The organism is Pseudomonas sp. ICMP 10191 (genome assembly GCF_001467335.1).
In the GTDB taxonomy this organism is placed as follows: domain Bacteria; phylum Pseudomonadota; class Gammaproteobacteria; order Pseudomonadales; family Pseudomonadaceae; genus Aquipseudomonas; species Aquipseudomonas cerasi.
On the sequence record NZ_LKGW01000113.1, the window covers coordinates 116,047 to 141,375 of the forward strand.

The window sequence follows — 25,329 nt, forward strand, 5'->3', positions numbered from 1 at the left end:
TCAAGCCTCTGATGCTCGCCCGGTAGCGCGGTGGGTTGATGGCATATGTTTGCCTGTTTTTTTAAGCATGCTTAATTTTTTGATTTTTGAACGGTCCCGACGCCGCAGCAATTCCCGGCAGGTCCCCCAGTGTCTGAATTTTTCTGTGTTCGTGAACGGCTGTATTTCTTGAACGGAGTCAGAAGCGATGGATATCTTGAATGGTTTGGCAGACCGAGGCGAATGGCTGGTAGCCGGTCTGGTGGGTGCGATCATTTCTGGCTGGTGGCATAAGGCAGGTCTGCTTGACTGGCGTGCCTGGCTGGTTTTTCTGGTGACCGGTGTGGCTTGTGCTGTGTTTCTCACCGGCATTGCCAGTGATTACCTTGGCGTGGCAGACCCGCGCAACACCACGGGCGTGGGGTTTCTGCTGGGATCGTTCGGCGGTGCGCTGATCAGTGCCGTCAATCGGGCATTGTGGGCCGCGGACATCTGGAAGTTTCTTCTGGAACTGATCAAGGGCAAGCTGGGCGGATAGCCGGAATGATCATCGGCGCTGGATCAGGTCGTGCGGCAGCACATCGCCTGATGTGCCGATGCGGACGTTGTGCCTGAATACGATGCCGGTCTTGAGCTTGCCGTCCAGCCGATAATGGATCGGCTCATCAGGCTTTTTCAGCAGTTGAGCGATGTACCGTGCGTAGCGCCAGAGGTTGGTGCGAATCGGCACCACAAAGGTTTTGCGGCTATTACCGTCGACGACAAACCAGTCGCTGAACGCGTCATCGACGAGGACCACGTCATTGAGGGTGATCTTGTACTTCAGGCCACGCACCAGCAAGCTGTCTTCGTTGGGGTTTTCAACTTCGAAGTACAGCTTGAAATCCTGCTGTGTCAGCCTTGCCTTGACCACCTGGACCTTCAGCAAATGCACTTCCGGTTCCTGAGTGCGGTCAAAACTCAGGAGTGAGCATCCGCCGAGCCCGAACAGGATCAACGCAAGGCTTATGATTCTTGTAATGTGCGCCTGAAAAAACATGGATGTGCTCCCTTTGACGCCTGAGTCTACCAACTCGACGTTCAACGGCAACGCGCTTATTGCGCTGTATCACGCTACGCCATACTTTTACTGACGTGCATATCGGTGTCTTCTTCCATGAATCTCTACGAAATTGTCTTCAGCGCTGAACTCGTCGCCGGAGCACAACCCGAGAAGGTAAGGGCTAACCTTGGCAAGCTGTTCAATGCGGATGCTGAACGTCTGGACCTCCTGTTCTCGGGGCGCCGACTGGTTCTGAAAAACAATCTCGACGCCGCAACCGCAGAAAAATACCGCGCCACCCTGGAGCGCGCAGGTGCTCTGGTGCGTGTGCTGGAAATGAATACGCCACCGCCCATGGAAGAAGTCGAACTGGCGCCGCCGCCCGACGCACCGACCTGGTTGCGCAAGACCTCGGTCAGTCCGGGGCGTTTGCAGATCAAACCGCGCGACGCTTACATGGCGGCTTTTGTGGACGTCGATGCGCCGGACTACTCGGTTGCAGAAGCGGGCGTCGAGTTGCTGCCCGGCAAGCCTCAGCCTGTTGCGCCGCTGCTGGATCTCTCGCGTTTGAGCCTGGCCCCGGTGGGCAGCGACATGGGACAGGTGGAAAAGCCCGAGTCGCAGGAGGCGCCCGATACGTCGCATCTGAAGATCATCCCGGAGTGATGCTGCGAGCCCGCTGAATCCTGAAACGGAATTATTTTCAATCAGCCCTGTTACTTTCGAGCGTTCGTCCGGCTAACAGGCATTGAGAAGTATTCCATCAGGAGTTGCCCGATGTCCCGTTCGTTAGACACCCTTCTGCGTCCCAGTCTGTTGGCCGTGGCGATCGCCCTGTGCACGCCTCTGACCAGCCCGCTGTCGATGGCGGCGCAGCAGGCCAGCGTGGTTGCCTATGATCTGCCCGCAGGCCCGATGGCGACCACGCTGAATCGGATCTCCAGCCAGGGTGGTCTGGCACTGAGTCTTGACCCGGCGTTGGTCGCCGGCAAAACCAGCTCGGCGGTGAAAGGCAATTTCGATGCGGCGACGGCCTTGCGCGAGGCCCTGCGTGGCAGCGGTCTGCAACTGGTGCAGAGCAGCGCCGGCACCTACACGCTGATGGTCATGGAACAGAACGCCTTGAATCTGTCGGACGTCAACATCAACGCCAATAGCACGCCCCTCGAAGGTTCGGAAGCAGCGGGTTATCGCAGCGAGACCGTCAGCAGCGTCGGCGCGCTGGGTGGCATGAGGCTGCAGGACACGCCTTATTCCATCAGCGTCACGCCTCAGGCATTGCTGAAAAACATCCAGGCCACCTCGCTGGACGATGTCATCAAGCACAACCCGTTCACCCAGATGTACTCGCCGACCAGCGCCGGCTACGCCAGTGCCGTCAACATTCGCGGTTTCAGCAGCGCGGGCAGCCTGAACATCGCCAATGATGGCCTGCGTTTCACCAACGGTGCCGACGGCAGCAACTACATGGAAGAGATGGAACAGCTGGAAGTCATCACCGGGCTGACCGGCTTTCTGTATGGTCCGGCCTCGCCGGGCGGGCTGGTCAATTACGTGCTCAAGCGCCCGACCTATCAACGCTACAACAGCGTCACCCTGGGCAATGCCGGGGGTGAGAATTACTACCTGCACGGTGACTTCGGCGGGCCGATCGACAGCGAGGGCAAATTCGCCTATCGCCTCAATGTGCTGACCCAGGATGGCGAAACGGCCGTCGATCTGAACAAGCGGCGTCGCGAGATGATTTCCCTGGCGCTGGACTGGAACGTGTCCGACGATCTGCTGGTGCAGTTCGACGCCTCGCACAAGAAGACCGAGATTCGCGGCCTGACCAGCTACTGGTATTTCGGTGACCAGTCCCTGCGTCCCAGCGCGGCATCACTGGACAACGACAAGCTCTACAGCCAGAGGTGGTCGTTTTCCGATTATGAGTCCGACAAGGCCGGTGTTCGCGCCAAATGGCGCTTGAACGATACGTTCACCTTGCGCGCAGCCTTCGCTGCCCAGCAGTACAACTCGGAGAACACCTATACCGGGCCGACGGTCTACAGCGCGGGCCTTTACTCGCAGCCGCTGTATGCCTTCGCCCCGATTGAAACCGAAGAAAAGACCGGCTCGTTGTTTCTCGATGCGGCGTTCGATACCGGTTTCATCGGTCACAAGGTCACCGTGGGCTATCAGGGCAATACCTCGCGCCAGAAACAGTACGAGGATCACATCCCGTACACGCCCGATCAGCCAGGCCCGCAATACACCTCGCCGGTGGGCACAATACCGCTGGACCAGACGCCTCAGGTCGGTAAACCGTCGTACTCGATCGGGCATGGCGACCAGCGCCTGGCCAACAGTTCGGAAAGCAACAATGTCCTGATCGGTGACGTCATCACCTTCAACGAACAATGGTCAACGATCCTGGGTGTGACCAACACGCAGATCAAAACCTACGCCAACGAGTTCGTTTATGCCAAGGCGTTCGGCTCGGCGGAAACCGAGACGAAATACAATGAAAGCAAGACCTCGCCAAACATCTCACTGGTCTATAAACCACTGCCGTGGCTGACCACCTATGCGACGTATATAGAAGGCCTGCAATCGGGTGGCGTCGCGCCTAGCGGTACGCTCAATGCCGGCCAGGCGTTTGCGCCTGAAATCAGCGAGCAATACGAAATTGGTGCCAAGGCGACGCTGGGCGAAACCCTGCTGACCCTGGCGCTGTTCAACATCGAAAAGCCCAACGGCTACACCACGGGTGGCAACATTTACGTGGTTGACGGGCGTCAGGAAAACAACGGCCTGGAATTCAGCGTCACCGGCAAGGTGATTCCGGAACTGACTGTGGTTGGCGGCTTCACCTTACTGGACCCGAAAATCAAGAAAACCGGCGTCGCCGCGGATGAAGGCAACGTGCCGACCAACGTCGCCAAACAACTGGCCAAGGTCTATGCCGAGTACGACATCAACCCGGTACCAGGCTTGGCCATGACTGGTGGGGCGTTCTACACCGGCAAACAATACACCGATCAAAGCAACGAAAACGACCTGCCGTCCTTCACCACCTTCGACGCCGGAGCCCGCTACCGTCTGCGCCTCTCAGAAAACGACCTGACCCTGCGCGTCAACGTCAGCAACCTGACCAACAAGGAATACTGGCTCAACAGCAGCTACCTGGGCGACCCACGCACCGTCGCGTTCTCGGCGCAATTGGAGTTTTAAGGTGAGCCCAATCCACCTGATAAGGCAGACCGCTGTGTGACGCAGAGCGTCACGAACTGCATTCCCACGCGGAGCGTGAGGAACGATAGTCAGGGGGCGAAAAGGTGACCTGAGGCGAACCTCAATCCACCTGACATCACAGAACCGCTGTGTGACGCTGAGCGTCACGAACTGCATTCCCACGCGAAGCGTGAGGAACGATAGTCAGGGGGCGAAAAGGTGACCTGAGCCGAACCTCAATCCACCTGACATCACCGAACCGCTGTGTGACGCAGAGCGTCACGAACTGCATTCCCACGCGGAGCGTGAGGAACGATAGTCAGGGGGCGAAAAGGTGACCTGAGGCGAACCTCAATCCACCTGACATCACAGAACCGCTGTGTGACGCTGAGCGTCACGAACTGCATTCCCACGCGAAGCGTGAGGAACGATAGTCAGGGGGCGAAAAGGTGACCTGAGCCGAACCTCAATCCACCTGACATCACCGAACCGCTGTGTGACGTAGAGCGTCACGAACTGCATTCCCACGCGGAGCGTGGGAACGATGGTCAACCGCAGAGTTCTCGACGCTCAAGCAAAGAGACGCAACTCAGTCCACATAAGCCGAGCAGCACTTCTTGAACTTCTGCTCACTGCCACACGGACACGCATCATTACGCCCAGCCCTCAACGGCACGGTAGAGTCGATAAAATACCAGCGCCCCTGATTCTGCACGAACGACGAACGCTCCTTATGACTGTGCTCACCATTGCCGTCATGCCAGCGAGCGGTAAAGGTCACGAACGCATGCTCCGGCTTACCGCCGAACACCTCCGAGCTTTCCACCTCCAGCCCCAGCCAAGTGCTCTGCGCACTCCACTGCGCGATAGCCTCACGGTCCAGCCCGTCTTGCTGCACCGGCAAAGTGGTCTGTACCAGATAGTCGGTCAGCCCCAACACATAGGCGCTATAACGCGAGCGCATCAGCTTTTCCGCGCCGGGTGCAGGCTGACCTGCGTGATAGCGACCGCAGCAGGCCAGCAACAGATCGCCGCTGCCGCAAGGGCAAATGGCACTACTCATAGGTCACCACCAATACTTCCCAAAATTCTCCGGGTTGGCCCAGTACTTCGCGTTCAGCCAGTCGGGCACCTGTTTGTACTCACGCAAGTCGTACGTAAACAGGTTCAGTACCTGCTCGTTGCGGGCGAAGCGTTCGCTGGACTGCAGCGCCAGCGAGAAAAAATCCGTCTCCTGCCAGCCGCAGGCCTGCAAATCGGCGAGCACCGCGATGCGGCTGGCGTTGAGGTTGCGGATGCCACCCAACAGTTCCAGGCCGGTACGCTTGGGGATGTGCTCAAGGCAATCGACCACCAGCGCCAGATCGAAACGTTGCGCAGCCAGATGGGCAGGCAGCGCACCGGGTTCGGCCAGCGCGACCTCGGTCTGCGGATGGGCCTCCTGAAAGGCCTGCAACGCCGGGAACGCCTGAGCGCCGATCAACAGCAGGCGCTGCGGCGCATAGCGATCGAGCAAGGCAGCCAGCGCTTGTTGGGGCGTACGGTTCGAGTAGCCGACGGTCATTGAAAGTCCTCTGGTTGGCTGACAAGACTAGCCTGCCCGGCGAGGTCTGGAAAGCGTCGTTCACGGGCCTTCAGGTGCAGCGACTGGTTCATTAAGCCATTTGGCAGATACTTAGATTATAAAGTTACTTGCAAGCTGTTTTAAGAGGTATTAGGATCCCCGGCACAAATTGGATCCCAAGAGTGACTGCATGGACGCGACGCCTAAACACCCCCAATGTAACTCAATTGTATTTTCTGCGATGCCTTGATAAAGGCGTGGCACTTACTGTGTGTCCGGCGGGCATGCAGAATATTCTGACCACGGGCTATTAGGCGTGCGGCGTTCATTATGATGAACCGCTTTTCTGTGCGCGTTGAATACGCAAAGCAATGATATTGCCCGGGTCATTCGGGTGCGTGCCGGTGCAGCTATTAAAAAAGCGCTGGTTGTTCAACTGCCGCATCTGGCAACAGGCAGGGCGCCTGTTTGACGTCATTTTTTGTTTTACGCAATCGCTGTTTGACCACTCGATCAGCTTTTGCTCTCGGTTCAGGCCGTCGGTCATTTGTTTTGTTGTGATACGGATAACACGGTTCAGCATGGCGCTGAACATTAAATGTCATTAAGCCATTAATGATTAACATGGAGAGAAGCAAACGATGATATCCACCGCTGAGATGCTAAAGACGCTTGAAAGCACCGTTGACGCCTGCCTGGAAGCAGAATTCAAAAAAGACACTGTCATGGGCGAGTTCCATAAAGGCGACTGGTTCAATGAGTCTTATTACAAGCGTCATATCCTGGAGTGCGTGATCCGCATTCACATGAACAACGAACTGGACGCACGGGCTGTACAGGTTGCGGCGGTCGATAACATTTCCGCGGCCAAACAATTGTCCTACTATTTGTATGATGAGTTCGGCCACGACGAAATGTTCGGTCAGGACCTCGCTACGTACGGCTATTCCCCTTCCGATATTCAGGCGCAGTTCGCCTTTCCGGAAACCTGGAAACTCATGGGTTACCTGAACTTCTGCGTCAGCAAGTTCGGGCCATTGTCCTCGATCACCTGGGACTGGTTCCTCGAATACTACGGCGACAAGTACAGCTCGTTCATCACTCAGAAGGCCAGCGCCAGCATGGGCCAGCCAGCGGTCAGCGGAGCGGCTTCGCACGTGGCTTTCGACGAAGCCGAGGACCACAGCGGCATGATGAACAACATGCTGGCGTCGGTTATCAAGGACGAGAAGGATCTGCAAAAGGCTGTCGTTCATATCAAGGCATTCGTGCCGATGGTCGGTGAGTACTTCCAGGCCCTGCGTGCAGCAACGCTTTAATACACCTTACTCAAGGTCGGTGTAATGGCAATCTACAGTGTTCGTATTGGAGACCAGACTTACACCGCCGAGAGTCAGCACCCCCTTACCGATGCCCTTCCTCATGAAGCGTTGGTAAGGGGGTGTCTCAAAGGGGTGTGCAGAGTGTGCAAGTGCACACTTGTTTCGGGTCGCGTTCTGGAACAGGGAAAAGTCGTTGCCTTGAATGAAGCCTTTTTGCCATGCGTCAGTCGTGCTGAAACGGATATTGATATCCGCGTTGCGATCAGCACTTTTCATAAGGCCAGGCTGAAAAGCAAACGGATTCTGTCCGGGCAAATCATGGAAGTCGTGCTTGAGGTCAAAAAGGTTTTTTATAACGCCAAGTCGGTCATCAGCTTGAAATACCCCGAGGGTTCAGCGGTACGAAGTTATTCCGTGGTCACCTTGGGTGGCAAGGATTACGACAGCCTGACCTGCCATGTGAAGTTGCGTGAGGGTGGCCTGTTCTCGGGCTTATTGGTGCAGTGGCCAATTGGCGAACCGTTGGAGTATTCAATTGCAAGTCCTGCCTTGCCGGTCTATGAACAGTCCCTGAGTCGTTTGAATGTCGTGAGCGGTGGAAGTGGAATGGGGGCGGCACTGAGCCGTGCGCAGGAACTGGTGGCGAAGTACAGTATTAGTGAAGTTGCCATTTACGCCGTCAATCGTGCAGGCCTAAGCGATTATCACGCGGGGTGTATAGAGGTCTTTCGCAAGACGGTTGACTGCGACGTTCAGGTCACCAACTTTCCATTTTCCGAATGGACCCACCCTGACTTCGCCATTGGCGAACACTTGATGCACGACACGCTCACCATCGGCGTCGGGTCGGATGGGGTGATCGGCAAGTTAAAGAACCTTCCCTTGTGTGAACTTGAAAGTTTTGGATAGTCGGAGACTGAGCCATGTCCATCGTTGTCATTGATCCTGTTTCATCCGGCATTAACTATATCAATGCGGCGCAGCAACTGGGCGTCGATGTCTATGTGTTTTCCTGTGACGGTGGCGAGCAGGAGCTCAACGCTGAGTTGCGGGCCAAGGTGCGTCAGGTCATCAAAATCGACACCGGTGATTTCGATGCACAGCTAGAGAAAATCAATGAGTTGGGAAACATCCGCGCCGTTCTTCCCGGTGTGGAGTACGCCGTGCCCATGGCCGCGCGCCTGGGGGCTGCGTCAGGCACAACGCATCTGCACGACAGTGCAGTACAGAAAGTGCGCAACAAATTCAATTTCCGCAGTCGGCTGACTGACGCGGGGCTGAGCACTATCGGCTTTTTCCTTCTGGATGCCCACGCCCCGGTATCGGTGCCGGAGGGTTTCAGCTTTCCGGCTGTGGTCAAGCCGATCGATATGGCGGGCAGCATCGGTGTGCGCAAGCTCTACAGCCATGAAGAGTTGGTCGAAGCGGTGGAGACATTCCGTCAATCATTGCCCGACGACATCGGCTTTACTGCCAGTGGCCGGCTGATTGTCGAAGCGTACATTCCCGGCACGGAATACAGTGTCGAAGGCATCGTGCGCAGCGATGGCAGCGTCACCCTTGCGTCCATCACGGAAAAACTGCTCGGCTCGGAGCCGTACTTCGTCGAAGTCGGTCACATTGTGGGCCAGGGCTATGACGAAGGGTTTCGCAAGGTGCTGACCGAATACTCGCTGGCGGTGCTTGAGGCCATAAAGCTCAACGTCGGGCCGTTCCATCTGGAGCTGCGTGTAACGCCACAAGGCCAGCCGGTGGCGGTTGAACTGGCGGCCCGCCTTCCAGGCGACAATATCGTCGAGTTGATCAGGCGTGCCAGCGGCATTGACCTGGCCAAAGAGACGCTGTGTGAGTACCTGGACATCGACAGTCGCGCCGTGCCATGTGCGAACGGCGTCAGTGCCATCGCCTTCATCCCCCGAGGCGACAAGAGCGAATTTACCGAACTGCAGGGGCTCTCCGACATTTTCGACAGTCCGTATTACCTCTCGCATCAGGTGTATTACCGGTCCGGGGATGCTCTGGGCTCCGATCAGGACTGGACCTCAAGAATTGGCTACGTCATGTTCGGCGGCGCCGACGAGGCGCTTGTAAGAAGCCTCGTCGGGCGGGTACACACAGAGGTTGGAATCGTATGAAGCATGTCCTGATCATCAACCGCTATGACGACGAGCTTTCGGACTATCGCAACTACATCGATCACTCGCAGGTCGATGTCTCCTACATATCACTGGCAGGGCACTCGCGACTGATTGATCCGCAGGTCAGCGCCAATGTGGTCGAAGTCAGCGTACTGGACGCCGATCTGATACTTCAGGAAGCGCGGGCCATTCATCGTCGTCAGCCCGTCGATTTCGTGATCGCCTTTTCGGAATACGATCTGGATGCCGCTGCGCTGGTGCGTACCGAATTCAACATACCCGGTGCCAAGGTCGCCGATAACCTGCTGTGCCGTAACAAGGCGAGCATGAAGGAAGCCTTGACCGGTTCTTCGGTTCGTTATCCTCAGTACCGGAATGTAGCGTCGCGCAGCGGCGTCGAAGCCTTCTGTCGCGAGCACGGCTTTCCGGTCATCCTGAAACCCCAGGTGGGCGCCGCCTCGGACGGCGTGGTGAAGATCGAACGCCTGGAAGACATACCCGACCTGCCGGATTTCAATGGCTACGAAGTCGAAGAATATATAGAAGGCGATATTTATCATGTCGACGCGATACTGGCGGCCGACAGCATGCCGTACTTCAAGGTGTCCAAGTACCTGAACACCTGCCTGGACTTTCGCAACGGCCTGCCGCTCGGCTCGGTCACAGTCGATGACCGGGCATTCATCGCGCGGGTTCGCGCGTTCACCGAAGAAGTCTGCCTGCGTCTCAACCTGCACAACCAGGCCATTCACCTGGAAATCATCGAGCGTCGTGGCGAGCTGGTGTTTCTGGAGATCGGCGGTCGCGTCGGTGGCGGCGAGATTCCGTTTGTCGCGTTGCGCAGCGAGGGGATCGACCTGTATGAGCTCTGGACCCGCGCCGCGCTCGAAGTGGCTATCGCTCCGCTAGACACCCGAATCACCGGTTTTCTGATGATGCCCAATCCGTTCCCCGGCGGGTTCACCTTCGATCCGCAGATGGAGCTCTCCCATCCGCTGCTGACCTACAGCAGCGTGCAGTCTCAGGGCGATTCAAGTGCGTTCAGCTACGAGGATATCCCCGCCAGACTGCACTTCGCCGCCGACAGCCAGGCTGCGATAGAGCAGGCCATTGTGCAGTGCATGAGTATTTTGCAGACGTCGATTCGCGCAACCTGATTTCTGGAACCCTGGATGAAAGTGCTCCTGCAGCTTCCCTCTGTCGTGCAGCCTGTTTCCATGTCGGTATTCATGGAATCGCAGCAGCCGTATTCGCTTCGGCAGGCAGATGCCGATGTCATGGCTATGGCCAGTTCGTTCAATGCAGCGGGTTTCCCGACCGTCTTCCTGTCCGATGCGCTGTTCAGCGAGGACGGTCCGCATGTCGCCATCGAGGATATGCGGCGGTTGGCAAGGCATGCATTGCGCTTTGCCGACAACGTCGAACACGGGCGCCAGCAGCTTGCTCACCAGCAATTGTTCCGCTGCAGTCGGCAGGAGTTGGCCGAAATCATCATCAACCAGCCTGAGCTGCGGCTGCATGACGATGACGAGTTGGGCCGGATCAGTCCGGACGCTACCTACGAGAGCTACCGGATTCAACCGCTGTACGGACTTCTGTTTCCGCGTGACCACTTCATGAACGTAGGTGGACAGCCGGTTTTCGGGCGTCTGAAGCGTCAGGACAGGGCGCGTGAGGTGGATGTGGTGAAGCAGGTGGTCGCTGCTCATGGTCACGTTCCCGTCGAACTCGATCAGGTGCTCGAGGGCGGCGACTATCTGGAAAATGAACGCGTATCCGTGATCAACACCGGCTTTCGTACCGAGCTCCCGGTGCTGGAGTTCTTGCTGGCTTCAAACCTGCTCAAGGGTGAAGTTGTGCTGGCGGTGCAGGACGTATGGCGCAATCCGGAACAGTTTCACCTGGATCACTACGCCTGCCTGCTGCGCAACGCCCTGCTGGTCGACGCGAAAAGAGCGGACGCAGCCGACCGATCCCTGGTCAACGTTTATCGGCGCGTGTCATCGGGCTGGCAACTGACTGACAAGGACCTGACGCTTCGCCAGGCAGCACAGGTCGCGGGTATCGGGCTGATACCGCTGGACGAAGAAATGATGGCTGCATGGTGCGCAAATGCATTGTCATTGGGCAACCATGTCTGGATCGATCAGAACGCACCGGTGCGCCTGCTTGATCAGTTGGCTGAGCATGACTGTCATGTTCATCTGATCGCCTGTACAGAGCATCAAAAGCAGTTCGGCGGCATTCATTGCGCCACTCAACTCCTATAACTTCGAGGGACCGTCATGAAGGTGGGTAATAAGGCGTTTCTGCCCGTTCTGGCACTGATCATAAGTACCATCGGTGTGGCCTCCGCCATTGCGTTCGTCAAACTCAGTGAAGTGGATGCCACGTCTACCCTGATGCTGCGAATGTTCATGGCGGGCGGTATGGCCTCTGCACTGGCTGCCTGGCCAGCAGGTAAAAACACTGAGACCGGGACCATCGGTACGGCGCGCAGCCGGCGGGCGATGCTCTGGTTGCTGGTGCTGTCGGGCGTGGTGTCGTGTGTGGATCTGCTGTCCAATCACTGGGCGGTCAAGCTGACCAGCATGGCCAACACGTCGGTCCTGATGAACCTGTCCCCGGTGTTCGTGGCGCTGCTGTCCTATCTGTTCATGAAGGAAAAAATCGGCGTCTATCAAGTGTTGGCGCTGGCCCTGAGTATCGGCGGGGCGTGTCTGCTGGTGTTTGACGGCAGTGCCAGCGTGGCATTTTCCAGTCAGAGCGTGACCGGCGACCTGCTGGCCCTCAACTCGGCGCTTTTCTATGCGATCTACCTGATCATGATCAAGTCGTTGCGCGACTGCTTCACGTCTCGCAAGATTATTATCTGGAACAGCTTTACCTGTGCAGTGCTGTTACTGCCCATCGCTTTGCTCACCAGTCCGAAGGTTCTGCCGGACACCGTGTACGGCTGGGTGGTCATTGCGTTGCTCGCGCTGATCAGCCAGCTTCTGGGCCATGGCCTGATGGCATATGCACTCAGGCACGTCGATGTGGTACTGGCCTCTGTTTCTGCACTGGCCCGTCCGGTGGTGGCGATTTTGATCGGTTTCTTCTTTTTCGATGAGCAGCTCACGTTCGTGCAATGGGTTGGCGTTGCTGCAGTATTGGCAGGTGTCTGGTGGTACAAGCGCCCGGTACCGGTGGTACGTCCAGTCGTCCAGGCCAAGACTCCCAGCGAGGCCTGACAGGCTCGATACACATCAGAGGTCCTGCAAAAAGCCCTGCATCCTTTGTGACAGGGCTTTTTGGTGTCCGCTATCCTTGATTGCAGTATTGCCGAACACAAACATTGTCTTGCGTCGAGATCATTGCGGATCTTTTTCAACACACCGCTGGCATATTCGGCGTACAGCACGTCTACTGTGCGGCGACGAAAAGCATGCGAAGACTGCAATTTCGTAATGGATCATGACAAGGGGTGGGCAGGCAATGAAGGTGTTTTGGGGGCTGGGAAAGATATTGATGCTGGGCTTCTGGCTGGTGGTGCTGGTCAACGCGGCGATTGAGGCGCCCAGCCCGTTTGGCGTGATGATCGACATGGCAGGCGCGGTGCTGTTGTTGACTCATTTGCTGGAGCTGATTCTGTTCAACGGCAGCCTGCGCGGTCGCCGGCATCTGTGGCGCGACCGGGGCAAAATCATTCTTTTCGGCATCTTTCACGTTCAATCCATCGGCCGTTCGGTCAGGGGGCACACTCATGCGTAAGCTCGTTCTGCTGGCGGCACTGTTCAGCCCTCTGGCCATGGCCCAGGCAATCATCGTTGCGCCACACTCGCTGATGCGTCTGCCTGGCAACAGCAGCGTTCTGCAGGTCGAGCGCCTTGAAGTGGCCGACTACGGCACTCTGCTGATCCCGGCCGGGATCGATGATGTGAAGATTGGCGAGCTGGTGCTGGGGCACGAAGCGCGAATCGCCATCGTCCCTGGTGTGCAGGCGTTCAATATGGTCGTGCTGCACGGTGAGTTCGGCACCGGCAGCCAGATCACCGCGCGGGGCGCGCCGGGTACTTTCGAGAAACCGGCACGGCCAGGGCGCAACCTGACCCTGCGCCTGCAGAGCCTGAATGCCGAAGAACTGTCGATTGACGCCCGTGGTGGCGCAGGCAGCCCAGGCTATGCCGGGCTGGACGGCGGCACGGGCGAAGACCCGGGCTGTACCTGGGGCCAGGCCGGGCGTGGTTATAACGGCGACAGCGGCGGTAATGGTCACGATGGCGCTGCGGGCGCACAGGTGCGCCTTGAACTGCCACAGAGCTATCCGGCCGAGCGCATCAAGGTGAATGTCGCGGGTGGCGCGGCGGGCAAGGGGGGCGAAGGCGGCAAGGCAGGCAAGGGCGGTGCGTCCAAAGGCTGTATCGTCTACCGCGCTGAAGGCGGCAAGGCTGGCAGACAGGGTGAGCCCGGTCTGCCAGGTGCTCCGGGACCGGCAGGCGCGTTGATCCTGCAACGTCTGTAATCTGCGAGAGCCTGTCCGGATCAGGTGCAAGGCCATGATCCGGACAGTCGCGACCCGCTTCACATCACATTATTGCGGTACGCCTTTCTCCCAATTCTTCCAGTCGCCGACAATCGCCTGCACCAGCGGGTTGCCGGTGCGGTAGAGGTTTTCCAGCGCCGGGACGAAGGCACCCTGATCGGCGTACTTGAGCAGGTTGTCCACCTCGCTGTAACCCGGATACGGACGATCGAAGTCGGAACCCGCGCGCACGACAGCCAGGCGATTGACATCGACCTTGCCGGCCTTGCTCGCTCGCAACAGAGCCTCGTAGGTGGAGTTATCCTCCTGCTGGGTGGTGCAATACACGCCTTTGCCGTCGGTCAGCAGCTTGGTCCAGACTTCCGCACGCTCGCTCAGACGCGTCCCGGAAAACCAGGTATTGCCTGCCAGCGTGTCGCACTGCGTGACCTGCGGCGGCTGGTTGGCAGGCGCATAAGGGTATTTGACGCGCCAGGCTGCTGATTCCTTGCTCTCGCTGAGGGTCACTTTGTGCGACAGGGCAAACGCCTTGGCCTGCAGCTTGGGGTTGAGCTCGAAGACTTCGGTCTTGTAATCCAGTGGCGGCTTCTCGTTCGGACCCTTGGTGTTGATGCCCAGATAACCGGTCGGCCATTCCTTGGGCACATCGCGGGAGTCGATTTCCCACTGCGTGCCGAATTCCACCAGATAATGCGCCCAGGCCGTGGTGCCGAGTGTGCCGTGGTGCGGGTTGATGCCGGCAATGCCCGCGACGATGAAGTAAGTCTTGCGCAGGTCGAATTGCGGCGACAGGGCCAGGGCCAGAGTCGATGTTGCGGCATTGGTCTGACCCATGCCGGTGACCAGCAGGCAGACGTCCTGATCATTGCAGCGGATGGCCGGGTACTCGGCGGCAAGGCCGGGCACCTGGATCTCCTTGGTCAGATGCAGCCGGTCGATCCAGTTCTGTGCTTCGGGCGCAAACATGGCGACCAGCATGACCTTGGGCGTAACCGGTGCCACCGGTGCGGTAGCCGCCCAGACAGCCGGGCTAAGCAGTGCCAGCGTGGCGCAGAGGGTATTGCGAGTAGTGTGTTTCATGAAAACTCCTGTCGTCATAATAAGGTTCAGAACTGGTAACCCACGCCTGCGTAATAGCCCCAGCCGTCGGAGCGCGCGCGGAAGTTGCCATCGCCGAAGTTCAGCTCGCTGCCGTCCTGCCAGTTGCCGCCGTTGTGGAAGTAGCGGCCAACCAGGGTGAAGCGCAGGTGCGTGAAGGCGTAAAGCAGCACATTGGTGGCGACCGTGGAGTTGCCGGTGCGTGCCGGATCGTTTTTGAGGTCCGAGCCGAAATCGAAGTTGGTGAAGCCGATGTAGGTCAGTGAGGCGCCGTTGTCGAACGTGCTGATCGGTACGATGTATTTGAGCTGGGCGCGATAGCCGTCCCACGAATATTCGTTGCTGGCACCGTAGTTCTCCCACTGGTAGCGGCCATAGAAGTTGGCCGACAGATTGACCCGCGAGTGGGTATCGATGTCAGTGCCCAGGCCGCTGTACAGGGTGTTGGCCCGGTTCGCCGTATTGCTGCCGTGGTCATAGATCCAGTCGAAGGCGACGTACCATTCCTTGAACGGACCGATGGCCAGACTGCGCCCGGCGAGGTAGTCGATCGAGACGCGTGGCTCGTGCTCCATGAACAGCGGCGAGCCATGGTCCCAGACGCCTTTGTCATTATCATTGCCGATGCCGAGAATCTTCGGTACGTCGACATAGCCATACAGCTCGAACGGCCCTTTGCGGCCGAAGTATTCGTACTCCAGGTAGATGTCATCGTTAGGCTTGGGGCCGAAGCTGATGTCCTTGCTGCCGATCAGCGTCAGGTCCTGGTTGAACCAGTCTGAAAAATACGCGCCTTTACCTTCCTTGGGCGAGGCAGGCGGGCTGAGTGCTTCGCCCTGCGCCGAGTCTTCGGTAGCGGCGGGCTGTGCCAGCGCGCTGGTGCATGGCAGCGCCGCAGCGGCGGCGAACAGCAGAGGCATGAGAAATCTTGAGGGCGTTGCGGGTTGAGTGAACGGCGGCTGTAGCATTGAAGCTCCTTTTCGTGGGCGCGTACTGCTGATCGCAAACGTTTGCACAGCCCATGCCAAACTGTTTCAAGATGTTGAATGCCTTGGATATCAGGCGCAGAAGATGACCGATCGGGCAGGAAAACGCCCGCAAGCTGTGCGCGGTGTCACCGCCAGTGCCCCGCGATGTTCCGTTTTACCTCAAAGGCCCGGACGAGCAGCGGCGAGCATGACCACGGCCAAACCGATAATCAGATTGATGCCGACCAGGCGGCGGATATGGCCCAATGCCGCGGCGCCCTCGGCCCACTGTTCGGCTTCCACGGCACGACGCAGCTCCGGCAGTTGCAATGACTGGATACGCAAAAACAGCGCAACCATGACCACGTACAGGCCCATCATGATCTGCACATAACGCGGCGCGGTTTCAAAGCCGGTGAAGTTGAGCTGAATCATGCCGATGCCGGTGATCGGCAGCAGCACCACCGCAGCCCAGACCCAGGCGAAGAAGCGCGGAAACACCTGGACCCACACTTTCAGGCGAGAAGGGCCTTCAAGTGCTGCAATGACTGCTGGGCGCAACACCATCCAGGCGAAAAACATCCCGCCAACCCACACCAGGGCAGCCAGCAGATGCAATGTATAGACAGTAGAAAAAGCGGTCATCGGACACTCCGTTCTGCGCGGATGGATTTAGCGCGCTATGATAGCGCCCACTCAGAACTACTGAAAATTTATCCAGCCTTTTTAGCCGTGCCCCCGAACCGAAGCCAATGATCAGTACCGAACTCAAAACCCAGATCCAGGGCGCTTACTCGCGTTTCCTCGAAGCCAAGAGCCTCAAGCCGCGCTATGGCCAGCGATTGATGATCGCTGAAGTCGCCAAGGTGCTGGGGGACATTGACACCGATGAAGAGGGCCGTCGTTCGGGCGATCCTGCGGTAGTGGCCGTCGAGGCCGGGACGGGTACCGGCAAGACCGTGGCCTATGCCATCGCCTCGATTCCCACTGCCAAGGCGGCAGGCAAGCGGCTGGTAATCGCCACCGCGACCGTCGCCCTGCAGGAACAGATCGTCTACAAGGACCTGCCGGACCTGATGCGCAACAGCGGTCTGAATTTTACCTTCGCCCTGGCCAAGGGGCGCGGGCGTTACATGTGCCTGTCCAAGCTCGACGCATTGCTGCAGGAAAGTGACGCGACCAACGCGACCGCGCAGCTGTTCGAGGAAGAAGGCTTCAAGATCGAGGTCGATGAGGCCAGTCAGAAGCTTTTCACCAGCATGTTGCAGAAGCTGGCGGGCAACAAGTGGGACGGCGATCGCGACAGCTGGCCGCAGGAACTCGCCGATCAGGACTGGGCGCGTCTGACCACCGATCACAGCCAGTGCACCAACCGGCATTGCCCCAACTTTCAGCAGTGCGCCTTCTACAAGGCGCGGGAAGGCATGGGCAAGGTCGATGTGATCGTCACCAACCACGACATGGTACTGGCTGACCTGGCACTTGGCGGCGGTGCAGTGCTGCCGGACCCGCGTGACACCTTGTATGTCTTCGACGAGGGTCATCACCTGCCGGACAAGGCCATCGGCCACTTTGCCCATTACACCCGTTTGAAATCGACCGCCGACTGGCTGGAACAGACCGCCAAGAACCTCGCCAAGCTGCTGGCCCAGCATCCGCTGCCCGGCGATCTGGGCAAGCTGATCGAGCAGGTGCCGGAGCTGGCCCGCGAGATCAAGGGCCATCAGCAGTTCATGTTCGGTGCCTGCGAGCAACTGGCGGATTTCCGCGCCGGTGAAGACATGCAGGGCCGCGAGCGTCCACGTCACCGTTTTGTCGGCGGCGTGATTCCCGAGCACATCCGCGAGATGGGCATCGAGCTCAAGAAGGGCTTTGCGCGCCTCGACGACCTGTTCACGCGCCTGACCGAGCTGCTCAAGGAAGGCATGGACGGTGAGGTCAACATCGGCATCGCCAGCCATCAGGCCGAAGAATGGTATCCGCTGTTCGGCAGCCTGCTGGCCCGCGCGCATGGCAACTGGGAATTGTGGACAGCCTTCACCGCCGAAGATCCGGAAGACAGCCCGCCAATGGCGCGCTGGCTGACCCTGGCCGACAGCGGTGCAATGTTCGATATCGAGGTCAATGCCAGCCCGATCCTGGCGGCGGAAATGCTGCGTCGCAACTTGTGGAACATCGCCTACGGGGCGCTGGTTACCTCGGCGACCCTGACCGCGCTGGGCAAATTCGACCGCTATCGCATGCGTGCCGGCCTGCCCAAGGGGGCGGTGACCGCCGTGGTACCAAGCCCGTTCCATCACGCCGATGCCGGTGTGCTGCGCGTGCCGGACCTCAAGGCCGACCCGCGTGACTCGGTGGCCCACACCGCAGCGATCATTCGCGACCTGCCGGGTCTGGTGGAAGGTTCGCGAGGCACGCTGGTGCTGTATTCGTCGCGCAAGCAAATGCAGGATGTCTTCGACGGCCTGGACCGTGACTGGCGCAAGCAGGTGTTCATTCAGGGCAATCTGTCCAAGCAGGAAACCCTCAACAAGCACAAGGCACGCGTCGACAGCGGCGAGTCCAGCGTACTGTTCGGGCTGGCCAGCTTTGCCGAGGGTGTGGATTTGCCCGGCGCCTACTGCGAACACGTGGTCATCGCCAAGATCCCGTTCGCGGTGCCGGATGACCCGGTCGAGGCAGCGCTGGCCGAGTGGATCGAAGCGCGTGGTGGCAACCCGTTCATGGAGATCGCCGTGCCGGATGCCTCGTTGCGTCTGGTACAGGCCTGTGGCCGCTTGCTGCGTACCGAAGAGGACCGCGGCACCATCACGCTGCTGGACCGACGCGTGGTCACCCAGCGCTATGGCAAGGCGATTCTCAATGCGCTGCCACCGTTCCGCCGGGAAATAACCTGAGCCAAAGATGAAGAGCGTTTCACATCTGTTCCCAAAGCGCTCGATCGCTGAAACAATACGCGCCATTTAGCCTGTCGCCAGGCTCATGTTGCCAGTCAGGAGTCAGCCGTTGCAGATCCAGGGTCATTACGAACTTCAATTCGAAGCAGTACGTGAAGCCTTTGCGGCGCTCTTTGAAGACCCGCAGGAGCGCGGTGCTGCCTTGTGCATTCAGGTCGGCGGCCAGACCGTCATCGATCTGTGGGCGGGCACTGCCGACAAGGACGGTGCCGAGGCTTGGCACACCGACACCATTCTCAACCTGTTCTCCTGCACCAAGACCTTCACCAGCGTGGCGGTTCTGCAACTGGTCGAAGAGGGCAAGTTGAAGCTGGACGAGCCCGTGGCCAGGCTCTGGCCCGAATTCGCTGCGGCGGGCAAGGCCTCCATCACCCTGCGCCAATTGCTCTGCCATCAGGCCGGCCTGCCCGCGTTGCGTGAGCCGTTGCCTGCCGAAGCGCTTTACCAGTGGGACACCATGACCGCCGCCCTGGCCGCCGAAGAACCCTGGTGGACACCGGGTCAGGGGCATGGTTATGCAGCGATCACCTATGGCTGGCTGGTGGGCGAGATGCTGCGCCGCGCCGATGGTCGAGGTCCCGGGGAATCCATTGCTGCGCGTATCGCCCGCCCGCTGGGGCTGGATTTTCATGTGGGCCTGGCGGATGACCAGTTTCATCGCGTGGCCCACATCGCGCGTGGCAAAGGCAATGCCGGTGACGACGCTGCCCAGCGCGTGCTTCAGGCGACGATGCGCGAACCGGCTTCGATCACAGCCAAGGCGTTCACCAACCCGCCGTCGATCATGACCAGCACCAACAAGCCGGAGTGGCGCCGCATGCAGCAGCCAGCGGCCAACGGTCACGGCAATGCGCGCAGTCTTGCCGGTTTCTATAACGGTCTGCTCGATGGCAGCCTGCTTGAAGCAGACATGCTCAATGAGCTGACCCGTGAACACAGCCTCGGTCAGGACAAGACATTACTGACCTCGACCCGTCTGGGACTGGGCTGCATGCTCGATCAGCCGGGCGTTGCCAACGCGACTTACGGCCTGGGGCCAAAGGCCTTTGGCCATCCGGGGGCGGGCGGCTCGGTGGGCTTCGCCGATCCTGATGGCGAGGTTGCCTTTGGCTTCGTTACCAACACCTTGGGGCCGTACATTCTGATGGACCCACGCGCTCAGAAACTGGTCGGGGTTCTGCGTGAGTGTTTGCAGTAAGTATCGGCCATAAGTGCTTGTTTCATACCGACTGTCAGTTAAATGGCTGTAACAGGAACCGTACGACGGTTTCTTTTTCCAACTGCATCTTTATGCATGTTATACCGGCGTAGTTACGTCCTTCTGTCTGATCAAAACCGTTGCGGGTTACCCATGTCGTCTAATAAAAGCCTCGTTCTCGCCCTGTGCATCGCCGTGACCGGCTGTGCGCAAACCCCACAATCCGACTCTGCTGCAACCGGAGGCCATTGGTGGCAGTTCGGTTCCGGCAGCGACTCCGCTGACGCAGGCACCGCTGCCAAGGCTCCGGCACCGAGCCCGGCGCCCGCTCCGGTTGCCAAGGCTGCTGCAACGCCGGCACCTGAGGCAGGTGCTGAAAACAGCGCGCGGTGGTACTGGCCGTTCGGCTCGAACGATAACGCGCAGGCCAAACCTGATGCCGTGGCCGACAAGCCTGCTGCACCGGCGATGGTTGCCAAGTCGGAGACCGACAGCAAGTGGTGGTGGCCGTTTGGCAATGACTCCGCCAAGGACGAGCCGAAAGCGCTGCCGATGCCTGATCCGAAAGTGACCCAGGCCTGGCTGGACGAATACGAGCCGCGCCTGCGCGCTGCAATCAAGGACAGCCCTTTCCAGCTGGAGCGTCGCGAAGACCTGCTGGCAATCACCGCGCCCGTCGACAGCTCGTTCAACCCCGACCGTCCGGCCATGCTGCTGCCCAACACGCTGGGTCCGATCACCCGTCTGGCCAAGGTGGTAGAAGGCGATCAGAAAACTGCTGTGCTGATTCTCGGTCATGCCGACACTTCGGGTCCTACCGAAGCCAACCAGAAGATCAGCCAGGAGCGTGCGCAGTCGGTTGCCGCGATTTTCCGTCTCAGTGGCCTGGAGCGTAATCGCCTGAGCCAGCGTGGCATGGGTGCGGTGATGCCGCGCGCCGCCAACGACAGCCTGCAGGGGCGTGCGCTCAACCGCCGGGTCGAGATCCTCATGACGCCGCAGGACACCATGCGCGCGCTGATGAGCCGCTACGCACTGCCGCCAGTTGCACCGACCATGGTCGCGACCCAGGACGTCAAGCCAGTCACCCCGGCACCTGCCGCCGCACCTGCGAAGAAAGCCACTGCGAAGAAAGACACCGCCAAGAAAGCTGCACCGGCCAAAGCCAGCACCGCCAAGAAGGCCGCGCCAGCCAAGACCACCGCAGCGGCCAAGAAGCCGGCAGCGACCAAAACCACCGCCAAGGCCCCGGCCAAAAACGCAACGCCCGCCAAGAAGGATGACAGCCAGGCCAGTAACTAAGCCTGTCAGCACCCACGCGGATCGTCACTGACGCTTCGCGTGGGGTCGATCCGTGACCTCGCAGGAACCAGACCATGACCCAGACCCTGGCCGATATGCGCCGTGATTACACGCGCGACGGGTTGACCGAAGCGCAATCGCCGGACGAGCCCTTTGCACTCTTTCATGCATGGTTTGCCGACGCGGTGAACACCGAGCAGCCGCCGGTCGAGGCTAACGCCATGACATTGGCGACGGTTGATGAGCAAGGACGTCCCCATTGCCGCGTCCTGCTGCTCAAGGGCTTGGACACTCAGGGCTTTACGTTTTTCACCAACTACGAAAGCGCCAAGGGCCAGCAGATCGCTGCACGTCCATTTGCCGCGATGACCTTCTTCTGGCCGACACTGGAGCGCCAGGTGCGTATCGAGGGTCGGGTCGAGAAAGTCTCTGCGCAAGAATCCGACGCCTATTACCAGGTGCGCCCTCTGGGCAGCCGTCTGGGTGCATGGGCCTCGCCACAAAGTCGGGTGATCGCCGATCGCGACGAACTGGAAGGTCTGATCAGACAGACGGAACAACGCTTCGCAGACACCCAGCCACACTGCCCCGAGCACTGGGGTGGCTATCGTCTTTTGCCCGAGCGGATCGAGTTCTGGCAGGGTCGCTCCAGTCGACTTCACGACCGTTTGAACTATCGTTTGATAGACGACAGATGGACACGCGAGCGCCTTGCACCCTGATTGAATTATTCGTCTGGCCAATCGTCTGAGCGTTATACGGGCCGTGGCTGTATGAGGCCTGAATCAATTTAATTTGCGGGCTCGGGGCCGTGACAGCGCCTTTGTCGGGTAGTCTAATGGCCACTGATTCCTCTGGAGATTCCTTTTATGCGCAAGTCTGCTCTTCTGGTTGCTTCGTTCACTGCCATGGCACTGATGATGGGCGGCTGTACCTCGAATCTGACCGGTGATTCCTACTCCCGTGACGAGGCCAGGACCGTACAGACAGTTCGCATGGGAACGATCGAATCCCTGCGTCCGGTCAAGATCGAGGGCACCAAGACCCCGATCGGCGGCGCGGCAGGTGCAGTCGTTGGTGGTGTGGGCGGCAGCGCTATCGGTGGCGGTCGCGGCAGTATCGTGGCAGCGGTGATCGGCGCAGTGGCCGGCGGCCTGCTGGGTTCGGCGACCGAGGAAGGCCTGACCCGTACGCAAGGTGTCGAAATCACCGTGCGTGAGGATGACGGCAGCATGCGTGCCTACGTGCAGCAGGTTCAGGAAAACGAGATTTTCCGGGTCGGCGAGCGTGTGCGCATCATGAGCGTCAACGGCACCAGCCGCGTTACTCACTGATCCGCAACACCGCACAGCAAAACCCCGAGCCGCAATGCTCGGGGTTTTTTATTGCCAGGCGTAAATGGGCGTGAATACCATGCCCATTGCTCACGAAGACGATGTATCGAACGCCCTGTTTCCTGGGGTCAGCCCTCGATCCCCAGCATGTCGCGCACCAGCGCTTCAGCCACCCGAATGCCGTCCACGCCAGCCGAGAGAATCCCGCCCGCATAGCCAGCGCCTTCACCGGCCGGGTAAAGGCCTTTGGTGTTCAGGCTTTGCAGCGCCGGCCCGCGGGTAATGCGCAGCGGTGCCGAGGTACGGGTTTCGATGCCGGTCAGCACGGCGTCGTGCAGCGAGAAGCCTTTGATCTGCTTGTCGAACGCAGGCAACGCTTCGCGAATAGCTTCAATGGCAAAGGCGGGCAGGGCCTCGGCAAGGTCCACCAGCTTCACGCCCGGCTTGTAGGACGGTTCAACACTGCCCAGAGCGGTCGAGGCCCTGCCTGCAATGAAGTCGCCGACCAGTTGCGCCGGAGCCTCGTAGCTGCTGCCGCCGAGCAGATACGCGTGGGATTCCAGACGCTCCTGCAACTCGATACCGGCCAGCGGGCTGCCAGGGTAGTCCTGTTCCGGCGAGATACCGACCACGATGCCCGAGTTGGCATTGCGCTCGTTGCGTGAGTATTGGCTCATGCCGTTGGTGACCACTCGGCCGGGCTCTGATGTGGCTGCCACGACCGTGCCGCCAGGGCACATGCAGAAGCTGTAGACCGAGCGGCCGTTGCTGGCGTGGTGCACCAGTTTGTAATCGGCTGCGCCGAGCTTCGGGTGACCGGCATATTTGCCCAGTCGCGCGCGGTCGATCAACGATTGCGGGTGTTCGATGCGGAAGCCCACCGAGAACGGCTTGGCTTCCATGAACACGCCACGGCCGTGCAGCATGCGGAAGGTGTCACGGGCACTGTGGCCCAGCGCCAGAATCACGTGCCGGGACTCGATCTGCTCGCCGCTGTCGAGCTGCACGCCCAGCAATTGGCCATCCTCGATCATCACGTCGGTCACGCGCTGCTGAAAGCGCACTTCGCCGCCCAGTGCTTCGATCTGATGGCGCATGTTCTCGACCACGCCCGTCAGGCGGAACGTGCCGATATGCGGCTTGCTGACATAGAGGATTTCTTCCGGCGCGCCGGCCTTCACGAACTCGTGCAGCACCTTGCGGCCAATGAATTTCGGGTCCTTGATCTGGCTGTAAAGCTTGCCGTCGGAAAAGGTCCCGGCACCGCCCTCGCCAAACTGCACGTTGGATTCGGGGTTGAGCACGTTTTTGCGCCACAGTGCCCAGGTGTCCTTGGTGCGCTGGCGAACTTCGGTGCCGCGCTCGAGGATGATCGGCTTGAAGCCCATCTGCGCCAGCAGCAGCCCGGCAAAAATGCCGCAGGGTCCGAAACCCACGACGATCGGACGCTCTGTCAGGCCCTCGGGAGCGTGACCGACGACTTTGTAGCTGACATCAGGTGCCGGGCCGACGTGGCGGTCATTGGCCAGCTTGCGCAACAGTGCCTCTTCATCCTTGACCTGGAAGTCGATGGTGTAGATGAAGCACAGCTCGGAAGACTTTTTGCGCGCGTCGTAACTGCGTTTGAAGAGGGTAAAGTCCAGCAGTTCGCCGCTGTCGATACCCAGGTGCTTCAAGAGCGCAACGCGCAGGTCTTCTTCCGGATGATCGATCGGCAGCTTGAGTTCGGTGATTCGTAACATTAAGGGGTCCAGTTTTCGGGCCGCAGGTTCAGCCCGACAGCACTACAAGAACCGGCGATTATAAGCGCTGAACCCCTTTGGCGGCGAGCCTGGGCGATCAGTCGTCGCGCGAACCGCCGTAATAACCGCAGCCACGCTGGGCCTGGCCGTTGATGCGCAGCTCTGCGGTGAGGTGTTGCACCGAGCCGTCGACGCTGTCGACGCAGCGCTGTGGCGCGACCCAGATCTCGATGCGCTGGTTGTTGGCTTCACTGCTGATGCTGAAACTGCCGTCCGGCAGCTTCTCTTCCACGTAGGGCAACGCCAGTGGGGCAACGCCCTCGCGCTCCAGAACCATGCCCTTGCCGCTGACATTGACGTTCCAGGCGGGCTTGTTGCCATTGACGTGCAATGTCAGGCGTTTGAAATTGAGGTCTTCACAGGCCTGGCCGGGACGTTCGACGCGGTACAACTGATGCAGGTCCAGCTGTCCGTCACTGTTGGCCGCCTTGCTCGCAGCAAAACTGCCGCGCAGATCGGCAAACACCGTGCCCTTGCTGTCCGCCAGCGAGGCCGCTTCCTGCAGAATACCGGTGTTGCCGCGATCCTTGACCACGTAGCGACGCTGCTCGTTACACGGCTTGAACAGCAGCTGGCCGTTTTCTCCGGTCAGGTCGCCCTGCATACGGAGCATGCCCGCCGTGGAAACCTTCGGTTCCTCGGCCTGTTTACCGAGCAACTGACACCCGGCAAACAGCGGTAGAAGAGCAAATACGAGGACGGAACGGGCAGCGAACATGATGTGGTCTCCAGACAAGTGCCGCCACGTTACTCAGACTGGAGGTGCATCACAAGGGTCGGGATGCTTATCGCGCGAGCAGTGGCTTTGACTATCGTTCAGGTTTGACGCTGACGGTAGGAGCGAACGTGTTCGCGAAAGGGCCGTTTTGTTCGACGAAAATACATCG

Annotated in this window: 25 protein-coding genes; 16 read left to right on the forward strand and 9 right to left on the reverse strand. The window is 59.4% G+C overall.

Annotated elements, in window-relative coordinates:
• The first annotated feature begins 187 nt into the window (after positions 1 to 187).
• Positions 188 to 517, forward strand: a complete 330-nt coding sequence (locus AO388_RS15335) for a hypothetical protein (protein WP_003314406.1) — start codon at positions 188 to 190, stop codon at positions 515 to 517.
• Between the two features lie 9 nt (positions 518 to 526).
• Here the strand turns inward: AO388_RS15335 and AO388_RS15340 are convergent, their stop codons facing one another.
• Complete coding sequence (locus tag AO388_RS15340) at positions 527 to 1,018, reverse strand: LEA type 2 family protein (RefSeq protein WP_058397250.1); 492 nt, start codon at positions 1,016 to 1,018, stop codon at positions 527 to 529.
• 117 nt (positions 1,019 to 1,135) lie between these two features.
• Between AO388_RS15340 and AO388_RS15345 the strand changes: the two genes are divergently transcribed.
• Positions 1,136 to 1,687, forward strand: a complete 552-nt coding sequence (locus AO388_RS15345; protein WP_054082123.1) for a hypothetical protein — start codon at positions 1,136 to 1,138, stop codon at positions 1,685 to 1,687.
• A gap of 111 nt (positions 1,688 to 1,798) precedes the next feature.
• Positions 1,799 to 4,234 (forward strand): TonB-dependent receptor, encoded by a 2,436-nt coding sequence (locus tag AO388_RS15350; protein ID WP_058416683.1) that lies wholly within the window; start codon positions 1,799 to 1,801, stop codon positions 4,232 to 4,234.
• A gap of 589 nt (positions 4,235 to 4,823) precedes the next feature.
• Here the strand turns inward: AO388_RS15350 and AO388_RS15355 are convergent.
• The 3 genes from AO388_RS15355 to AO388_RS15365 form a co-directional block, all read right to left on the reverse strand.
• Complete coding sequence (locus AO388_RS15355; protein ID WP_003431189.1) at positions 4,824 to 5,297, reverse strand: YchJ family protein; 474 nt, start codon at positions 5,295 to 5,297, stop codon at positions 4,824 to 4,826.
• Positions 5,298 to 5,300: 3 nt separating this feature from the next.
• Positions 5,301 to 5,798, reverse strand: coding sequence for a DUF6231 family protein (locus AO388_RS15360; protein WP_003363541.1), 498 nt, complete (start codon positions 5,796 to 5,798; stop codon positions 5,301 to 5,303).
• Positions 5,799 to 6,126: 328 nt separating this feature from the next.
• Complete coding sequence (locus AO388_RS15365; protein ID WP_058416684.1) at positions 6,127 to 6,393, reverse strand: hypothetical protein; 267 nt, start codon at positions 6,391 to 6,393, stop codon at positions 6,127 to 6,129.
• 46 nt (positions 6,394 to 6,439) lie between these two features.
• Between AO388_RS15365 and AO388_RS15370 the strand changes: the two genes are divergently transcribed.
• The 8 genes from AO388_RS15370 (at position 6,440) to AO388_RS15405 (ending at position 13,762) form a co-directional block, all read left to right on the forward strand.
• Positions 6,440 to 7,117: an iron-containing redox enzyme family protein gene (locus AO388_RS15370; RefSeq protein WP_003363540.1), complete on the forward strand. Its 678-nt coding sequence runs from the start codon at positions 6,440 to 6,442 to the stop codon at positions 7,115 to 7,117.
• A gap of 24 nt (positions 7,118 to 7,141) precedes the next feature.
• Positions 7,142 to 8,029 carry a 2Fe-2S iron-sulfur cluster-binding protein gene (locus AO388_RS15375; RefSeq protein WP_063613807.1) on the forward strand — a complete coding sequence of 296 codons (888 nt, stop codon included), beginning with the start codon at positions 7,142 to 7,144 and terminating at the stop codon, positions 8,027 to 8,029.
• Positions 8,030 to 8,043: 14 nt separating this feature from the next.
• Positions 8,044 to 9,255 (forward strand): ATP-grasp domain-containing protein, encoded by a 1,212-nt coding sequence (locus AO388_RS15380; protein WP_003363536.1) that lies wholly within the window; start codon positions 8,044 to 8,046, stop codon positions 9,253 to 9,255.
• Entirely contained in the window at positions 9,252 to 10,415 is a 1,164-nt protein-coding gene (locus AO388_RS15385; protein ID WP_003431184.1) for an ATP-grasp domain-containing protein, read from the forward strand. The genes AO388_RS15380 and AO388_RS15385 overlap by 4 nt, the downstream gene beginning before the upstream one ends.
• A gap of 15 nt (positions 10,416 to 10,430) precedes the next feature.
• A complete protein-coding gene (locus tag AO388_RS15390) occupies positions 10,431 to 11,528 on the forward strand; it encodes an arginine deiminase family protein (protein ID WP_054082125.1) in 1,098 nt (365 codons plus the stop codon).
• Positions 11,529 to 11,543: 15 nt separating this feature from the next.
• A complete protein-coding gene (locus AO388_RS15395; protein ID WP_003431179.1) occupies positions 11,544 to 12,491 on the forward strand; it encodes a DMT family transporter in 948 nt (315 codons plus the stop codon).
• A 244-nt stretch (positions 12,492 to 12,735) separates the two neighbouring features.
• On the forward strand, positions 12,736 to 13,011 hold the full coding sequence (locus AO388_RS15400; protein WP_058416686.1) for a DUF1145 domain-containing protein: 276 nt from the start codon (positions 12,736 to 12,738) through the stop codon (positions 13,009 to 13,011).
• Positions 13,004 to 13,762 (forward strand): hypothetical protein, encoded by a 759-nt coding sequence (locus AO388_RS15405; protein ID WP_003363522.1) that lies wholly within the window; start codon positions 13,004 to 13,006, stop codon positions 13,760 to 13,762. Before AO388_RS15400 ends, AO388_RS15405 begins: the two co-directional genes overlap by 8 nt.
• Positions 13,763 to 13,831: 69 nt before the next feature.
• Here the strand turns inward: AO388_RS15405 and AO388_RS15410 are convergent, their stop codons facing one another.
• From AO388_RS15410 to AO388_RS15420, 3 genes are all read right to left on the reverse strand, one after another.
• A complete protein-coding gene (locus AO388_RS15410) occupies positions 13,832 to 14,863 on the reverse strand; it encodes a purine-nucleoside phosphorylase (RefSeq protein ID WP_003431176.1) in 1,032 nt (343 codons plus the stop codon).
• Between the two features lie 26 nt (positions 14,864 to 14,889).
• A complete protein-coding gene (locus tag AO388_RS15415; RefSeq protein WP_003363519.1) occupies positions 14,890 to 15,801 on the reverse strand; it encodes a nucleoside-specific channel-forming protein Tsx in 912 nt (303 codons plus the stop codon).
• A gap of 228 nt (positions 15,802 to 16,029) precedes the next feature.
• Positions 16,030 to 16,494, reverse strand: coding sequence for a CopD family protein (locus tag AO388_RS15420; RefSeq protein WP_003363517.1), 465 nt, complete (start codon positions 16,492 to 16,494; stop codon positions 16,030 to 16,032).
• Between the two features lie 107 nt (positions 16,495 to 16,601).
• On the opposite strand from AO388_RS15420, the gene dinG reads away from it, so the two are divergent.
• From dinG to AO388_RS15445, 5 genes are all read left to right on the forward strand, one after another.
• A complete protein-coding gene (gene dinG / locus AO388_RS15425; protein ID WP_003402334.1) occupies positions 16,602 to 18,746 on the forward strand; it encodes an ATP-dependent DNA helicase DinG in 2,145 nt (714 codons plus the stop codon).
• 109 nt (positions 18,747 to 18,855) lie between these two features.
• Entirely contained in the window at positions 18,856 to 20,004 is a 1,149-nt protein-coding gene (locus AO388_RS15430; RefSeq protein WP_054082129.1) for a serine hydrolase domain-containing protein, read from the forward strand.
• A gap of 153 nt (positions 20,005 to 20,157) precedes the next feature.
• Positions 20,158 to 21,306, forward strand: a complete 1,149-nt coding sequence (locus tag AO388_RS15435) for an OmpA family protein (protein WP_058416687.1) — start codon at positions 20,158 to 20,160, stop codon at positions 21,304 to 21,306.
• A gap of 74 nt (positions 21,307 to 21,380) precedes the next feature.
• Entirely contained in the window at positions 21,381 to 22,028 is a 648-nt protein-coding gene (gene pdxH / locus AO388_RS15440) for a pyridoxamine 5'-phosphate oxidase (RefSeq protein ID WP_003363512.1), read from the forward strand.
• Positions 22,029 to 22,175: 147 nt separating this feature from the next.
• On the forward strand, positions 22,176 to 22,640 hold the full coding sequence (locus AO388_RS15445; RefSeq protein WP_003363510.1) for a glycine zipper 2TM domain-containing protein: 465 nt from the start codon (positions 22,176 to 22,178) through the stop codon (positions 22,638 to 22,640).
• A 128-nt stretch (positions 22,641 to 22,768) separates the two neighbouring features.
• Here AO388_RS15445 and AO388_RS15450 read toward each other — a convergent pair whose 3' ends face one another.
• Entirely contained in the window at positions 22,769 to 24,382 is a 1,614-nt protein-coding gene (locus AO388_RS15450) for an NAD(P)/FAD-dependent oxidoreductase (RefSeq protein ID WP_003431164.1), read from the reverse strand.
• A 97-nt stretch (positions 24,383 to 24,479) separates the two neighbouring features.
• Entirely contained in the window at positions 24,480 to 25,160 is a 681-nt protein-coding gene (locus AO388_RS15455) for a COG3650 family protein (protein WP_003363504.1), read from the reverse strand.
• Positions 25,161 to 25,329: the final 169 nt, after the last annotated feature.

Bases quoted from the DNA above. Each gene is read 5' to 3' on its own strand.
- AO388_RS15335 (WP_003314406.1), top strand. From the start codon at position 188: ATGGATATCTTGAATGGTTTGGCAGACCGAGGCGAATGGCTGGTAGCC.
- AO388_RS15340 (WP_058397250.1), bottom strand. From the start codon at position 1,018: ATGTTTTTTCAGGCGCACATTACAAGAATCATAAGCCTTGCGTTGATC.
- AO388_RS15345 (WP_054082123.1), top strand. From the start codon at position 1,136: ATGAATCTCTACGAAATTGTCTTCAGCGCTGAACTCGTCGCCGGAGCA.
- AO388_RS15350 (WP_058416683.1), top strand. From the start codon at position 1,799: ATGTCCCGTTCGTTAGACACCCTTCTGCGTCCCAGTCTGTTGGCCGTG.
- AO388_RS15355 (WP_003431189.1), bottom strand. From the start codon at position 5,297: ATGAGTAGTGCCATTTGCCCTTGCGGCAGCGGCGATCTGTTGCTGGCC.
- AO388_RS15360 (WP_003363541.1), bottom strand. From the start codon at position 5,798: ATGACCGTCGGCTACTCGAACCGTACGCCCCAACAAGCGCTGGCTGCC.
- AO388_RS15365 (WP_058416684.1), bottom strand. From the start codon at position 6,393: ATGTTCAGCGCCATGCTGAACCGTGTTATCCGTATCACAACAAAACAA.
- AO388_RS15370 (WP_003363540.1), top strand. From the start codon at position 6,440: ATGATATCCACCGCTGAGATGCTAAAGACGCTTGAAAGCACCGTTGAC.
- AO388_RS15375 (WP_063613807.1), top strand. From the start codon at position 7,142: ATGGCAATCTACAGTGTTCGTATTGGAGACCAGACTTACACCGCCGAG.
- AO388_RS15380 (WP_003363536.1), top strand. From the start codon at position 8,044: ATGTCCATCGTTGTCATTGATCCTGTTTCATCCGGCATTAACTATATC.
- AO388_RS15385 (WP_003431184.1), top strand. From the start codon at position 9,252: ATGAAGCATGTCCTGATCATCAACCGCTATGACGACGAGCTTTCGGAC.
- AO388_RS15390 (WP_054082125.1), top strand. From the start codon at position 10,431: ATGAAAGTGCTCCTGCAGCTTCCCTCTGTCGTGCAGCCTGTTTCCATG.
- AO388_RS15395 (WP_003431179.1), top strand. From the start codon at position 11,544: ATGAAGGTGGGTAATAAGGCGTTTCTGCCCGTTCTGGCACTGATCATA.
- AO388_RS15400 (WP_058416686.1), top strand. From the start codon at position 12,736: ATGAAGGTGTTTTGGGGGCTGGGAAAGATATTGATGCTGGGCTTCTGG.
- AO388_RS15405 (WP_003363522.1), top strand. From the start codon at position 13,004: ATGCGTAAGCTCGTTCTGCTGGCGGCACTGTTCAGCCCTCTGGCCATG.
- AO388_RS15410 (WP_003431176.1), bottom strand. From the start codon at position 14,863: ATGAAACACACTACTCGCAATACCCTCTGCGCCACGCTGGCACTGCTT.
- AO388_RS15415 (WP_003363519.1), bottom strand. From the start codon at position 15,801: ATGCCTCTGCTGTTCGCCGCCGCTGCGGCGCTGCCATGCACCAGCGCG.
- AO388_RS15420 (WP_003363517.1), bottom strand. From the start codon at position 16,494: ATGACCGCTTTTTCTACTGTCTATACATTGCATCTGCTGGCTGCCCTG.
- dinG (WP_003402334.1), top strand. From the start codon at position 16,602: ATGATCAGTACCGAACTCAAAACCCAGATCCAGGGCGCTTACTCGCGT.
- AO388_RS15435 (WP_058416687.1), top strand. From the start codon at position 20,158: ATGTCGTCTAATAAAAGCCTCGTTCTCGCCCTGTGCATCGCCGTGACC.
- pdxH (WP_003363512.1), top strand. From the start codon at position 21,381: ATGACCCAGACCCTGGCCGATATGCGCCGTGATTACACGCGCGACGGG.
- AO388_RS15445 (WP_003363510.1), top strand. From the start codon at position 22,176: ATGCGCAAGTCTGCTCTTCTGGTTGCTTCGTTCACTGCCATGGCACTG.
- AO388_RS15450 (WP_003431164.1), bottom strand. From the start codon at position 24,382: ATGTTACGAATCACCGAACTCAAGCTGCCGATCGATCATCCGGAAGAA.
- AO388_RS15455 (WP_003363504.1), bottom strand. From the start codon at position 25,160: ATGTTCGCTGCCCGTTCCGTCCTCGTATTTGCTCTTCTACCGCTGTTT.